At 43.9% G+C, this 15,298-nt stretch carries 10 protein-coding genes; 9 read left to right on the top strand and 1 reads right to left on the bottom strand.

Going from position 1 to position 15,298, the window contains the following annotated elements; translation table 11 throughout:
- Positions 1-48 precede the first annotated feature (48 nt).
- The 5 genes from QU605_RS05430 (at position 49) to QU605_RS05410 (ending at position 5,703) form a co-directional block, all read left to right on the top strand.
- Positions 49-975 (top strand): hypothetical protein, encoded by a 927-nt coding sequence (locus QU605_RS05430; protein WP_289724260.1) that lies wholly within the window; start codon positions 49-51, stop codon positions 973-975.
- A 71-nt stretch (positions 976-1,046) separates the two neighbouring features.
- Positions 1,047-2,321, top strand: coding sequence for a DcaP family trimeric outer membrane transporter (locus tag QU605_RS05425; protein ID WP_289724259.1), 1,275 nt, complete (start codon positions 1,047-1,049; stop codon positions 2,319-2,321).
- Between the two features lie 372 nt (positions 2,322-2,693).
- Positions 2,694-3,737 carry a DUF481 domain-containing protein gene (locus tag QU605_RS05420; RefSeq protein WP_289724258.1) on the top strand — a complete coding sequence of 348 codons (1,044 nt, stop codon included), beginning with the start codon at positions 2,694-2,696 and terminating at the stop codon, positions 3,735-3,737.
- Positions 3,738-3,818: 81 nt separating this feature from the next.
- Positions 3,819-4,619 carry a sterol desaturase family protein gene (locus QU605_RS05415; RefSeq protein ID WP_289724257.1) on the top strand — a complete coding sequence of 267 codons (801 nt, stop codon included), beginning with the start codon at positions 3,819-3,821 and terminating at the stop codon, positions 4,617-4,619.
- A gap of 307 nt (positions 4,620-4,926) precedes the next feature.
- Positions 4,927-5,703: a GNAT family N-acetyltransferase gene (locus tag QU605_RS05410; RefSeq protein ID WP_289724256.1), complete on the top strand. Its 777-nt coding sequence runs from the start codon at positions 4,927-4,929 to the stop codon at positions 5,701-5,703.
- Positions 5,704-5,761: 58 nt separating this feature from the next.
- Here the strand turns inward: QU605_RS05410 and QU605_RS05405 are convergent, their stop codons facing one another.
- A complete protein-coding gene (locus tag QU605_RS05405; RefSeq protein WP_289724255.1) occupies positions 5,762-6,478 on the bottom strand; it encodes a ribonuclease activity regulator RraA in 717 nt (238 codons plus the stop codon).
- A 388-nt stretch (positions 6,479-6,866) separates the two neighbouring features.
- On the opposite strand from QU605_RS05405, the gene QU605_RS05400 reads away from it, so the two are divergent.
- From QU605_RS05400 to QU605_RS05385, 4 genes are all read left to right on the top strand, one after another.
- Positions 6,867-9,200 carry a chondroitinase-B domain-containing protein gene (locus QU605_RS05400; protein ID WP_289724254.1) on the top strand — a complete coding sequence of 778 codons (2,334 nt, stop codon included), beginning with the start codon at positions 6,867-6,869 and terminating at the stop codon, positions 9,198-9,200.
- Between the two features lie 3 nt (positions 9,201-9,203).
- Entirely contained in the window at positions 9,204-11,456 is a 2,253-nt protein-coding gene (locus QU605_RS05395) for an alginate lyase family protein (protein WP_289724253.1), read from the top strand.
- A gap of 6 nt (positions 11,457-11,462) precedes the next feature.
- Entirely contained in the window at positions 11,463-11,813 is a 351-nt protein-coding gene (locus tag QU605_RS05390; RefSeq protein ID WP_289724252.1) for a cupin domain-containing protein, read from the top strand.
- Positions 11,814-12,250: 437 nt separating this feature from the next.
- Positions 12,251-15,292 (top strand): SusC/RagA family TonB-linked outer membrane protein, encoded by a 3,042-nt coding sequence (locus QU605_RS05385; protein WP_289724251.1) that lies wholly within the window; start codon positions 12,251-12,253, stop codon positions 15,290-15,292.
- The last annotated feature ends 6 nt before the right edge of the window (positions 15,293-15,298 follow it).

Below are 15,298 nucleotides of genomic sequence, written 5' to 3'. Positions count from 1 at the left end.
ACATCCGTTAAGGGCTTCCTGCGCTATCTGCAATTTTAAATTCTATCTATGAAAAAGAACACTTTTCTGTGCCCAAATTTCGGTGCGATGTTGTTGCCGGTTTTTGCAATAATAACCATGCTTGCGCCGGGGGCGATAAATGCACAGGACGACCCTCCGGCGGATAGTTCGGCAGAACTGGCCAGGAAGCTTGCAAACCCGAACGCCACCCTGGGCCAAATGCTATTTCCAATCGATTACATCCGATATAACGGGGACTTGCCTGATGCTGGACAGAATGGATTTGTACTTAATTTTCAGCCCTCCCTGCCTTTCCCGATTTCAGAGGGGATCAACCTGTATTTAAGGCCCCTGATCCCGGTTTATTTATCCCAACCCGTTCTTGGGGAGGATGGTTTTGAATCCAGGGGTGGTCTCGGTAATATCAGCGCGGATCTGGCGATCGGAAAGACATGGCCTTCCAAATGGATCACCCTTGTAGGGGTGTTCGGAGGGTTTCGCACCGCCTCCAACGAAGCCTTAAGGTCCCGTCAAACCACCCTTGGGCCTGAATTGATGGTAGCCAAACTGACCGGTTTCGGGGCTGTGGGATTGATTGTAAGCCATGCCTTTGGGGTAGGAAATTCCAACGACCCTGATCTTACATCGACCACCGTGTTGCCAGACGACTACTGGATAGCCGCTAGCGGCTCCACCAGTACCAGCGTTACGGCAGGCCAGTATTTTTATACTATAAATCTGACGAAGGGATGGCAAATTAATGCCTCACCTACGTTTGCGTACAACCACAGGGCCGAATCTGGAGACAGGTTAACCCTTCCCCTGGGTACCGGATTCCAAAAAGTGGTTCTCCTGGGTAAGATGCCGGTCAGGTTCGGGGCTCAGTACTGGTATTATGTTGCCTCTCCCGATTCCTTTGGTCCGCAACACCATTTCAGGATAACTATTGCGCCCGTGATTCCCTTGCCATGGTAGTAGGAGATATATTCATCTTTTAGGCTGTATAGATGCTATTTCCTTATACTTGAATTAATAAATTTTAAAGAATGTCAGGATCTAATCTTTGCTGTCTTATAAAACATAAAATCCTGTTTTGGATTTTTGCCCTTCTCTCTGTCTCAGGTATTTCACAGGAAAATCAGAAAACAGGCGATGCTGGTAATACCCTGAAGAGCCCTGATGCGGATGTAAAGGAGCAGGTGCTCCAAACCGCTGCGGAACTTCTGGAAGACAATGACTTCCCTGGATCCTGGCCCCTTTTCGGTACAGACCTACGCATGAAGATTGGCGGGTACTTAAAAGCCGATTTTCTCTATGATTTCGACGGAACTACCGATCAAAATCAATTCCTGATGTCGACCATTCCTGTGGAAGGGGAGGATGCGTTTGGCAATGAGGGTTACCTGTCATTTTTCGCGAAAGAAACACGGGTCAATATCGACTTGCGCCGAGTGGCGGAAAATAAGATCCCACTACAATTATTCATTGAAGGAGATTTTTTCACCCAGGGTAATGGGTTTCGGTTGCGGCATGCTTATATGACTGCAGGGGATTTTATCATAGGTCAAACATGGACGACACTATCCTTTCTGGAATCTATGGCATTTATGATTGACTTTGCCGCCGGGGATGCCTTATTCGGAGGCAGGACAGCCCAGGTGAGGTACCAGAAAAACCTGGATAAGGGGTACAGGCTTTCCATAGGATTGGAGTACCTCGGGTCCCTGGGTATTGAAAATTCATTTGGGTTTGACGGAAAAGCCAATTTGCAACTGCCGCTGTTGGCCCTGCGCCTGGACAAAAGATGGGAAACAGGGGTCTTATTTATGGGAGCCAGCCTGGCACAGTTGCGCTGGGATGGGGGAGACACCGGACCCAGTGATCAACTCCCACAGTTGGCCTTCGTTGTGGCTGGCAGGCAATACCTTGGAGAAAACAATTACTTCACCTGGAATGTCAATGCGGGCAGTGCCTATGGTGAAAATATTATCTCCTTTGCCGGGAGCTCAGCCAATGCACTCTTAAATGAAAACGGGGAACTGGAACCAATTGAAGCCTTTGCCCTTATGGCGGGCTTTATGCATCGATGGGCCCCGGGGCTGGAATCCAATTTTAATTATGCCTACGGCTGGCTGGATGCCCCGGAGACCCGTGCGGATTTTGCCTTAAAACGCGGAGGTGTGGGTCATTTAAACCTGATTTACCATTTTGATAAGAATTTCTCCATTGGCGCTGAGTACATGTGGGGTGCGCAACGGACCGCCAATGATGCCTATGGAAGTGCCGGCCGGTTACAGACTATGGCCAAGTTTGAATTCTGACATCTCAACGTGCAATTCGGTGATTCTGAAAGCGGTCTCGCATTAGCAGGTCATCCGGGGTTCTAAAATAAAAGTAAGGTTGATTGAAGAAAAAAGCCTCGCTTCATATTTCCTTTACGCCATAAACAAATAACTTTTCTTTCCGAATCGGAATTACCTTGGTAGGCCCGAGATCATGTGTGATTTCTGCCGCCCAGACTCGACCCCGTAAATTAAGTACCTCCAATTGATGATAGTCTTCCTTTGGATTTTTTGAGATAGCGTCTATTGCTTATCTTTCCAAAGACGTAGTCGTATCAAAACTCAGAACATTCAAACTATCTTTAACTGCCCCAGATAGATTCATCCCATCTAAACACCTGGACCTAAAATTTGAACAAATCCACCATACATATTATTCTTTTTTTGACTTTAATGGTGATTCCACAAATAAAAGGCCTTGCTCAAAAAACAGATACCATAGTTCATACAAACGGGAATATCCTCAAAGGCGATTTTAAAAAAATGGAATATGGTATAGTAACATGGAAAATGGACGGGATGGGAACAATAAGCGTTGAGATTCCTTTTGTAAGCACCATTGTTTCACAAAAACAGTTTGAAATCGTAATGAAAAATGGGACTATTTATTATTCCTCCTTTGAAGCATCTGACAGCACAGGTGCCGTTCTAATAAACCTAGCAGAAGAAAAAAAGGAACTAAATATTGATGACATTGTGGAAATCCATCCCATTCAGGGGAGTTTTTTGCAAAGGTTTTCCGGAAATATAAGTCTGGGCGGTAATTTTTCTAAAAGTAGTCAATTAACCACCGTAGCCTTTTCGGGTAATCTACAATTCAGAAATAAGAAAACATCCCTAAATACAGACTGGTTTTTAAACCTGTCTTATCAGAATGACAGCTTGATTACCAATAACTCCGAGGTCAATTTAAATTGGCAGCATTTATTTGAAAATAAATGGTCTTCACTGGTAGGTCTGGGGAGGAGTCAGAATTTGCAATTAGGGATCAAGGAAAGGTATAATCTCACTGTAGGAGCCATAAAGGACGTTACAAATACGACATGGAGCAGATTATATATGTTCGGGGGTGTGACCGGCATTTCTGAAAAATCATTTGATACCAACACTGCAACACAAAATGATATTGCAGGTTTAATCCGTTTGTCCTACGATATTTTTAAATACACCAATCCAAAAATCTCATTGAAGTCTAATATCAGTTACATTCCCTACTTTACAAGTGATAACAGATATAGGGTAAGTTTTAATTTGAATCCAAACGTCAGTGTGTTTAATAACAATTTTAAAGTTGGGTTTAATTTTTATTACAATTACGATAGCAGCCCTCCTGCCAGTTCACTTTCAAATGATGATTACGGCATAAACCTTCAATTAACCTATACCCTAAATTAGGGGGTTCAGGAGGTATGGTCAGCGAGGTGAATATGGCTATTTTAGTGGCCATTTGAAGCAATCTATTGAAATCTATGCGCAATGGAATATCTAAAACAAATCGGGCAGCTTAATCCTCCTTACCTTTTATGGTCGGCGCTGGGCCTCTTTGTTATAATCTTCATTCGCTATCTGATCTTCTCAGGGGTGTATCATCATTTTTTTCATAATTGGTTTGGGGATCGATTCCGGCATCGATTTCTGAGTATTTCTAAGTTGAAGCGCAAACAAATCAGGAAGGAGGTTTACAGATCTGCGATTAGCGCTGCTATTTTTACCGTCCTGGGCATGGGGATGATTGTGCTATGGCAAAGGGGCCATACCGCTATCTATACAAGTTTTGACGCCTATCCCGTTTGGTATTCGGTATTGAGCGTACTGCTTGTACTGATCATCCAGGATACTTTTTATTACTGGCTCCATCGCTGGATGCACCTTCCCGGGGTCTACCGATGGGTACATAAGGCACACCATATGAGCCTGCAAACCTCGGCCTTCACCTCTTTCTCCTTTCATCCTTTGGAGTCATTACTGCAGGCCATTGTCATCCCATTGTTGGTGCTCTGGCTGCCTCTGCACATTGGGGTCATCCTGGCGCTGTTAATGTTTATGACGCTGTCGGCAACGATCAGCCATGGGGGCGTGGAAATTTACGCCCCCAACTGGGCCCGGCACTGGTTGGCAAAATGGCTGATCGGAGCGGCCCATCACGATGACCACCACAAGAAGTTCAACTACAACTATGGACTTTATTTTACCTTCTGGGATACCTGGATGGGTACGGAAACTCCGGATTTTAAAGAGCGTTTTGAGGAACTGACACGGAAGGAGGAGGCGGTTTGAATACTCCGAATTTGGAACTCTTTTTCTTAAGGATATCCCCTTATTGAAATTATACCAGAAATAGCGAGCTTTCCCCTTTTTCCTTAAAATGATTCGATGTCCTTCGCCAACACTACTGGACTTTCTATTGGCTCAAGATCTTGAGGATTTGCTGAAAGTAAAAAAGAAGTCCTGACTGATCTGGATCATTTCACAAAATACTGATTACCAGTATGTTTAGTGCTTCAATGTAAATGAGCGCACAAATGGATCCTGGGATTTTCCGGCGATTCGCCTGGCTGCGGATCTGGAATAAAAAATGGACACTATGTACTTAGTAACGGTTACCCCTGAAAATGCTATACAGGAATCTTTCTTCTGTATAAAAGATACCCGAAGACAGGGGTTTAAGGATAAACTTCAGTGGTTTGGAAAGCGTTTCAAAGAGGGGCTAAGAATCAAGATCCTGAAAAATGAGGAAGGAAAAAGGTTGGGGTTTATTGAATATGTTCCGGGCAGGAACGCCTGGCGACCCATAGATGCCGATAACTATATGTTTATCCATTGTACCTATATCTATTCCATGAAGGAAAGGAGTAAGGGCTATGGTTCAATATTAATCTCAGAGGCTGAAAAGGAAGCCAAAGCATTGGGGATGGATGGCCTTTGTGTAATGACAAGTAATGGCGGCTGGTTAGCCAATAAGGATCTTTTCAGGAAAAATGGCTTTGAACAAATTGAAACCAAGGACAGGTTTGAATTGCTCTCTAAAACATGGATTGCGGATGCTGATAAACCGAAATTCCATAACTGGACGGAACAACAAAAAAAATATAAAGGTTGGCATTTACGCTATGCCGATCAATGCCCCTGGAATGAAAAGTCCGTATTTGCCATACTCAATGTTGCCCTTGATTATGGTGTGGAACTTAAGGTATCCAAAATCAATACTGTAAACGAAGCAAAAAGGGCGCCGTCCGGCTTCGGAGTTTTCAGTCTACTGCACAATGGAAAATTGCTGGACGACCATTATCTGAGCGCAACCCGTTTCAGGAATATTTTAAAAAGTGAACTTGACAAGGACAAGGGGTTGAAACAATCCTAACCGGGTGCAGAAGTAATTGATTGCTAACCCCCCGGGATCGATTTCGCACCTGGCAGATTTAATTATTGTTGCGCTTCCACGCTTCAAATGAGGCTTGCTTATCGGCTGAGGTAAGGGGATAAAGGCCAACTATGGACGCTCCTTCTTGTACCTGTTCAAGCACAAAAGTTTCATAAAGGGTCATGTCCATGCATTCTTCAGCTACTTCATCAGCCAGATGTTTTGGAATCACAATGACTCCGTCACCATCGCCAACCAGAACGTCACCGGGGAAGATGGCCACATCTCCGCAACCAATTGGAACATTGATGTCTATGGCCTGATGCAGGGTTAGGTTTGTCGGAGCAGATGGGGTTTGGTGATAGGCAGGAAAATCGAGGGCGGCGATTTCTTCGGAGTCCCTGAACCCTCCGTCCGTTACCATACCTGATGCCCCCCGTATCATCAGGCGGGTGGCAAGGATTGAACCCGCTGATGCTGCCCTGGCATTCTTTCTGCTGTCAAAAACCAACACACTACCCTTTGGGCATTGTTCTACCGCCATACGCTGGGGGTGATCCGGATTCTTGAATACCGAAATTGGATTCAGATCTTCCCGGGCTGGAATATATCTGAGGGTATACGCCTCCCCAACCATGTTGGGGTATTCCTTCTGCAAGCGCTGTACGCCTTGGATAAACTGGTTTTTCAGTCCTTTTTTAAAGAGGCAGGTTGCAATAGTCGCGGTACTTACCTGTTGAAGTTTAATTTTTGTAGCCTTGGATAAAGAAGTCATACTTTGATACGGGTATTTTGAAACGTTATAGGACCATATATATATACTAACGAATTTATTAGATGCCCACTTCTGGTCCTTCAGAAATGCCAAGTGACCTGTAGGTTATCCCCCAATTTCCGAATGGCCCTGGCCAAATGAATAATGGATAGAAGCGAAAGCGTGAATCGGAAGTTCCTAAATTTGTGGCATTGCGATAATACATTAGGTTATTTTGCCGGATCTTCAGTTTTCTGCTTCAATATTTGGGGATTAAACAAATATACATATATTTGGTAAACCAATCTGGTTAACCAATTACAAAATAATATTCCGGTTGGAGCTTTGTTCCCTCCGGCAGCCTAATTCATAAACGGCCTAATTAACGAACCAATTTAGAAACAATCCTATGAAGAATTCCTACTTCCTGGTTATCCTTCTACTAATAATGTGTCTTCAATCATGTATAGAAAATAGTATTGAAGGCATACTTGTTAAGTCGGTGGAGGAATTTGAAAATGCTGTTGAAAATGCCAAGCCAGGCGATGTAATCGTGTTGGCCAATGGAGTATGGAAGGACAGCGAACTCCTCTTTGAAGCAAACGGTACTGAAGCTAGTCCTATTACCCTTACCGTAGAGGAAAAAGGGAAAGTAACCCTGGAAGGCTTATCTAATCTCAGGATTGCAGGATCTTATTTAGTTGTCGAAGGCCTTGTGTTCAAAAATGGGTATACGCCCACAACGGAAGTCATTTCTTTTAAAAAGGACAAGAACACACTAGCGAGTCATTCGAGATTAACAGAATGTGTCATCGATAATTTTAGCAATCCCGAAAGGCATGAGCCGGATACCTGGGTGGCGATCTACGGAAAGAACAATCGCGTAGACCACAACCATTTGGTCGGCAAAAGAAATCGGGGGGTCACCATGATTGTTCGGCTCAATACAGAGGAGAGCCGGGAAAACAATCACCAAATTGACCACAACTATTTTGGCCCCCGGCAAAATTTAGGAAGCAATGGAGGCGAAACAATGCGCATAGGGACGAGTCATTACTCTCGTACAAACTCCAATACAATGGTTGCCGCCAATTATTTTGATCGGTGCAATGGGGAACACGAAATTATTTCAAATAAATCAGGCCAAAATACCTACAAGAACAATGTGTTTTACGAGTGCAGTGGGACCCTTACCATGCGCCATGGCGAAGAAACTTTAGTGGACGGCAACGTATTTATTGGAAACAACAAACCGAGTACAGGCGGGATTCGTGTAATCAATGGGAAGCAGACAGTGATCAATAATTATGGAATTGGCTTGACTGGCTACCGGTTCCGCGGGGCTTTTGTTATTATGAATGGCATTTACAATTCACCCATAAACAGGTATGATCAGGCCAAGGACGCGGTGGTCAGAAACAATACTTTTATCAACTGTGATCATGTGCAGTTGTGCGCTGGAGCAGATGCAGAGCGCAGTGCGCCACCCGAAGACTGTGTTGTAGAGAACAATATTTTCTATAATGAAGGCCGTGCAGACCTCTTTACGGTTTACGACGATATCAGCGGTATTGACTTCAGCGATAACATCATCAGTCCGAAAACAAAACCCATAAGTGAAACAGGTTTTGTGCAAATGAATCTCGAATTGGTAGAAGATGAAAGAGGTTTTTTAATTCCTTCAGATCCAAATTTGAAAATTGGAGCTCAAATTAGCCCGGACATCGCCACCAAAGAGAATACAGGTGTTGCCTGGTATCCAAAAGAAATGAATGAGGGGAAACGCGCCTCAGGAAATACTTTATCCGTAGCACCTGGCCTGAATACTTTGTATGAGGCGGCAAAGAATGCCGCACCAGGAGATGTCATAGAATTGCAGGAAGGTACGTATTCAGTCAACAAGACTATTGCAGTCAACTTTCCGCTTACCTTTAAATCCAATGCAACGAACAGGCCTGTAATTCACTTTGAGAAAAAAGCACTCTTTGAAATTGTCAATGGTGGAAGCCTGGCGCTGGAAAACCTAATACTCGACGGAAAGGAATCTCCTGACAGAACAGGGAACTCGGTAATTACTACCAGCAAGTACTCCATGAATAAAAACTACAAGCTTTTCATTGAGAATTGTGATTTTGTAAACTTAGATGTGAACCATTCATATGATGCAATTCGTGTTTATAAAAACACATTTGCCGACACCATCAGTATCCGGAATTCAAAATTTCACGCGATAACCGGTAATGTCATCGCCCTGGACAAGGAAACCGAGGATATAGGGATTTACAATGCCGAATACGTAATTATGGAAAATAATGTCTTTTCAGATGTTGGCGGGGCTGCTCTGCGCTTGCACAGAGGGGGTAAGGACGAAAGTACCTTCGGCCCCTTTTTGGAGTTAGATCACAATGTATTCGACAATGTCGGCCTGGACGCCCGCAATAAATACGGTGCTTCCATTTCTCTTTATGGTGTACAGGAAATTGATGTCAGCAATAACATATTTAACAACAGTAAAGGGGTAAACATGCATTTGGTGGTTGGTGAACCCATAGTTAGTATAGCCAACAACAACTTTTACCAATCGGACAACCTCGAGGTCACAGGGGATCAGGAATACAGTACGGAAAACTTGTGGTCTTTAAATCCTGGTTTTGTAGACTCCGAGACCTATGGGTTGCGTGAAGATTCTCCCTTAAAGGGTAAAGGAACGGATGGCCTGGATTTAGGACAGGTAAATAAGTAAAAAATGTGTAGAAGGATATTTCGCCTGATCGGTGTACAGTTGGCTGTTTTATGGATGGCCCAATTAAGCATGGTTCAGGCACAGGAGCATCCGAAACTTATCCTGACCAAAGCCGGGGTCGAGCGAATTCGGGCCGAACTGGGAACGGTACCCCTTTTCGATGCCTCCCTTGAAAGGATGCAGGCTGATGTAGATGCTGAAATAGCGATGGGTATCGATACGCCCATACCCCGCGATTATTCCGGGGGATACACCCACGAGCGGCATAAACGGAATTTTCTGATGCTTCAGAAAGCGGGAGTACTCTACCAAATCCTGCAGGATGAAAAATATGCCCGTTATGTACGGGACATGCTTTTTCAATACGAGGCCATGTATAAGGATTTACCCATTCATCCAAAAGAGCGGTCTTACGCAAGGGGCAAGTTGTTTTGGCAGTGCTTGAACGACTCGAATTGGCTTGTTTATGTGAGTCAGGCATATGACTGTATTTACGAATGGCTTAGCGCAGGAGAGCGCCAACAACTCGAAACCAATCTTTTCAGACCTTTTGCCGATTTTATTTCCATCGAGAATCCTCAATTCTTCAATCGGATTCACAATCACAGTACCTGGGGCAATGCTGCCGTAGGTATGATTGGTCTTGTTATGGGGGACGAAGAATTGGTGGAGCGTGCGTTGTACGGTATCAAAGATGATGGATTGAAAGCAGCGGAAAGAGATGATGATGGTGGGCTTATCCGAATGGAGGGACAAAAAGCCGGATTCCTGGCAAACCTCGACGAACCCTTTTCACCGGATGGCTATTACACGGAAGGACCTTATTATCAGCGATATGCAAGCTATCCGTTTCTTCTAATGGCCGTAGGCCTGCAAAATATCAGGCCGGAAATGCAGATTTTTGCACACAAGGACAGTGTGCTCCTTAAATCCGTTTATGCGCTCATAAATTTGTCGGATGCGGATGGGGAATTTTTTCCTTTGAACGATGCGCAAAAAGGGATGTCTTATTACTCAAGGGAATTGGTGTCTGCTGTGAACATTGCGTATCACTACGGAGAAAAAGATCCTGAACTGCTAAGTATTGCCAAAAAACAGGGTCGTGTTTTGTTGACCGATTCTGGTTTGTCGGTGGCCCTTGGCCTGCGCGAGGATAAATCCCTTCCATTTGAAAAATCTTCCGTGAATTTGACCGATGGGGCAGAAGGGAAGGAAGGAGGAATCGCAGTTTTGCGTCGGGATGACCTCGAACTGGTCTTTAAGTATACCGCCCAGGGTTTGAGTCACGGGCATTATGACAAACTCTCATATATGCTCTACGATCGGGGACAGGACATTCTGCAGGACTATGGAATGGCGCGTTTTGTCAATATTGAGCAAAAGGGAGGTGGGAATTACCTGAAGGAGAATACATCATGGGCAAAACAGAGTATAGCCCATAACACGCTCATACAGAACGAAACCTCTCATTTTGATGGAAGGTATGAAACGGGTAGCAAGCACCATTCCGAGCTTTATTTTTACGATACTTCAAACAAAGAGATTCAGGTGGTAAGCGCCAAAGAACGCAACGCCTATCCAGGAACGGAATTACATCGGACCATTGCACTTATAGCCGAAGAAGGTTATGATCATCCCATAGTCCTTGATATTTTAAAAGTAGAAGCTGAAGGCGACAATCAGTATGATCTCCCGTTTCATTTTATGGGGCAACTGATGGAGGCTAACTTTCAGTATGAAACACCAGCTGCACTTGAGGCCTTTGGAACCAAAAATGGGTATCAGCACCTGTATTTGGAAGGCTATGGAACACCCTCAGGTATTAATACCCAGCTTTCCTGGTACCGTTCAGGCAGGTTTTATACCCTAATCACGACCAGCGAAGCGGAGGACGAGTTACTGTTCACGCGCTTAGGAGCTGATGATCCGGAATTTAACCTCCGCAGGGACGCCGCCTTTATGGTAAGACGAAAAGGACACCCCAGTACGGTATTTGCATCCATAATTGAGCCTCATGGCAGTTATAGTCCGGTATCCGAAATAGCGGTAAAAGCCGAAAGTAAGATCAAGGCCTTAAAAATTCTGTACAGCGACAGGGAATATCTGGTCGTTGGTGTTGAGGATCAAACAGGGAATAGGTCGGTATTTCTGATGGTATTGGATGATGCCGATAAGACAAAAGAGCACAAATTGATAATAAACAATACGGAGTATGCTTGGACAGGCCCGTATTACTACTTGAAATCAAAACAATAACGGATTATGAAAACTTTCGGAGCGAGTAAAGAATTTTTATTGAATGAAGAACTGGAATGGGAAACCGTTGCTGAGGGGGTTGAACGCCAGATCATGGGTTATGACGATCGTATTATGCTCGTCAAGGTAAACTTTGAAGAAGGTGGTATAGGCCAAATGCACCAACACCAACATTCCCAGGTGACATACGTAGTCAGTGGTTCTTTTGAATTGACTATAGGGGAAGAGACGCGAACCGTCAAAGGAGGGGACGCCTTTTACATTCCACCACATGTCATGCACGGCGCAATCTGCAAGGAAGCCGGAACTTTAATTGATGTGTTTAGTCCCATTAGAGAAGATTTTATGGAGGGATAAATATTCAATGGATTGATAATTGAGCATTTTGAGTCCATTTAATGTGGTTAAACATCAAAATTTTAACATTTAATTCCCAAAATCGTTTTTAATTAACAATTCAATAACATATATTTGGTTATCCAAAGTGGTAAACCAATTTGGATAACCAGATTGGCTAACCAGGATTAACAACTGACGAATTAGCTAAAAAGTATGCAGAATTATGGGAATATTTCTGAAATAGAAAAAGGATAGGTGCACGCCTATCCTTTTAGAGATTACTTCTTGTAGGAGGGAAGTAATGCAAAAACACAAACTATATAAAGCTTATGTTCTTCACAAAAATAGTGAAAATCATCGGTTTTATAGTTGAAATCGTGTTTGACGGAATTCGGATTTCTCTAACCGGGTTCGAATTAACAACCAAAAGGATAATTAACACTAACTAAAAACTGATGAATCTGAGAATCTCATTTATTTTAGCAGCGATCCTGCTCTTCTCGTTTGGGGTCAATGCCCAGGATCGCGTTCAGGTTACCGGTACGGTAACTGACGATGCGAATCTCCCGATACCGGGGGCAACGGTAATTGTTCTTAATACCACCCGCGGAACTTCCACGGACTTCGATGGGAACTTTACCATTGAAGTGTCACCTGGTGAAACACTTCGATTTTCCTACGTAGGATTTGTTGCTCAAACTGTAGAAATTACGGGTCAACAAACAATTAATGTAAAACTACTTGAAGATCTGAATAAACTTGAAGAAGTTGTTGTCGTCGGGTATGGTACAAGGAAAAAAGTTCACATGACTGGGGCCGTTTCCAGTGTGGTAAACGAAGAATTAGATCAAATCCCGGTTGCCAGGGTTGATGATGCCCTGGTTGGGCAAATTGCAGGTGTCAACATATCAGCAACAGAAGGTGAAGCAGGTTCTGCGCCTACGATACGGATACGGGGTGTGGGGTCATTAAATGGCGACTCTGCGCCGTTAATCGTAGTAGATGGTTTACCTGTTGATAGCGATTTTCTCGGGAATTTGGACATGAATGAAATCGAGAGTTTCGATGTTCTGAAGGATGCCGCATCCTCATCTATTTATGGATCAAGAGGGGCGAATGGGGTCATTCTGATTACTACAAAACAAGGTAAGGAAGGAAAGACGCGGTTCAGCTACAATGGATTCATTGGGTTTAAGGAAGCCCGTCAAAGTGATCCCTATTATTTTTCTGTGGCCGAAACGGCAGCCGCTCAGCAAGAGGCTACCGGAACCCTTTCTGACAGGACCAGGTACAAGCGCCTGATAGGTGTTGATAGAGACTGGCAGGACGTTATCTTTGATGGCGGAAAAATTGAAAGTCACTCATTTAGCGCACGGGGCGGTAGCGAGAATACCAAGTTTAGCCTTTCCATGGGGTATCTTCACGACGAGGGTGTCCTGCTGACAGACGACTACAAGAGGTATAACCTCCGACTAAAACTCGATTCCAAAATTGGCAAAAATTTCAGGTTTGGAGGAAATCTTGCTCCTTCCTACACAAGAAGACGAAGGTTTGATGGTTCAACTCACGATATACTAAGACAGACACCATGGCTTCCTCTTTACCACGACGAGAATTCCATTCAATATGTGGATCGAAATGTATACCCGGATGTACAGATAGGTGACTATGCAGTGCAAAGACACTTCGACAATTACGATCTTTATGGAGATGGTAGTGAATTGGTCGATATTTCAAACACGTCTAATACAAACCCTGCAGCCAAGGTTCTGGAGCGTGATAGAAACGACTATAAGTTTAAACTAGCAGGGATCGTTTACGGTGAATTCCAAATTACAGATGGGTTGACCTTTAGGTCCAATCTCTCGGGGGATTACCAAAACACATTCCAGGATAGATGGCAAGGTGTGCTTTCTAGCAGGAATGGGGCTTCAGCGGCGAGCTATAATGTAAACAACGAGAATCGATTCCACATTGTTTCGGAGAATTATTTCTCATACAACAAAGTCATCAACAAACACGATATATCTGCATTTGCGGGTCTGTCATGGGAGAAATGGGAATGGCAGGGAGATGGCGCTGCAGGAACAGGATATACCTCTGACCTTATTAAAACCCTAAGTGCAGCAACCGTTCTCACCTCCATTGGTTCCTTTAAGTTGGAAGAGCGTTTTCAATCTTACTTCGGGAGGGTGAATTACGCTTACGATAATAAATATCTGGCATCAGTAAGTTTCAGACGCGACGGAAGTTCCATCTTCGGGGTAGATAAGAAGTTTGGTAATTTCCCTGCAGCCTCCATTGGATGGCGGATATCAGAAGAAAGTTTCCTTCAGAATAGCGGATTTTTAAGCGATTTGAAATTGAGGGTAAGCTATGGTTTCACCGGGAACAAGGATATCAGTACAGGTAATAGCATTATTGACCTATATCCCTCAATTCCTTTATTAGGAACAGATGTTTATAATTCGCAGGCAGCATTTATCGCTCTGAACATCGAAAACCCTAACCTCCAATGGGAGCGGCTGGAAGAGTTTAATCCCGGGGTTGATTTTGGTTTCTTCAACGGAATTATTACAGGGTCTTTTGATTACTATGAAAGAGTAAGTGACAATTTACTCTTGTACAACCCGGTATCTACCACAACAGGTTTCAGTAGTGCACTGGTTAATTTAGGAGAAGTTAAGAACAGCGGTTTTGAAATTGAGTTGAGGACCCGAAATATTGCAACAGAAAAGTTCCGATGGTCTACAACGATACTAGCCTCTATGAATAAAAATGAACTGACCGATTTTGCCGATGCAAATGGACAGATTCAAAATGTGGATGACAAACGGGCGGCAGAATGGATCAACTTGGAAGGTAACCCAATTTCGTCTTTCTACGGTTGGGTTGTCGATCGGGATATCCCGCTGGAATTCATCAATGATCCTTACCATCCGGTTGGTGCTGAGGCGCAGGATGTGTACGTAAAAGACCTTAATGGTGATGGGTTGATTGATGACGACGATAAGACTATTCTCGGGGATCCCTATCCAGATCTAATCTGGAGCATTACCAATGAATTCCGGATCGGTCTGGTCGACCTCAGTTTCTTGTTCCAGGGAAGTCACGGTGCCCAAATTCGGAACATGGGAGATCAGTATTTGTTCAACCACTTCAATAGTGCTCAGGACTTTAATACGGATACAACTCCAGACCAGGGCTTTATCAAAGAGAAAATCTTCACTAATGACATTATCCAAGATGCGTCATACGTGTCTTTGCGAAATATTAATGTTGGATTTAGTCTGCCCAGGGATATCAACGAAAAACTTGGGCTATCCAGATTTCGAGTATATCTCGCAGGTCAGAATTTGCTCTATTGGACCGCGAGTGATTATACAGGATTCAACCCGGAATCTATAAATAATACGAGCCCTACAACATATGGATACCAAAGAGCTGGTTCTCCTGTGTTTAGCACTATTTCCTTAGGAACGAACATTGAATTTTAGTCCACC

The sequence above is a fragment of the Robiginitalea aurantiaca genome (assembly GCF_030380815.1).
Classification (GTDB): domain Bacteria; phylum Bacteroidota; class Bacteroidia; order Flavobacteriales; family Flavobacteriaceae; genus Robiginitalea; species Robiginitalea aurantiaca.
Note: the sequence above shows the minus strand (reverse complement) of the source record. Positions and strands in the feature narration are given on the sequence as shown.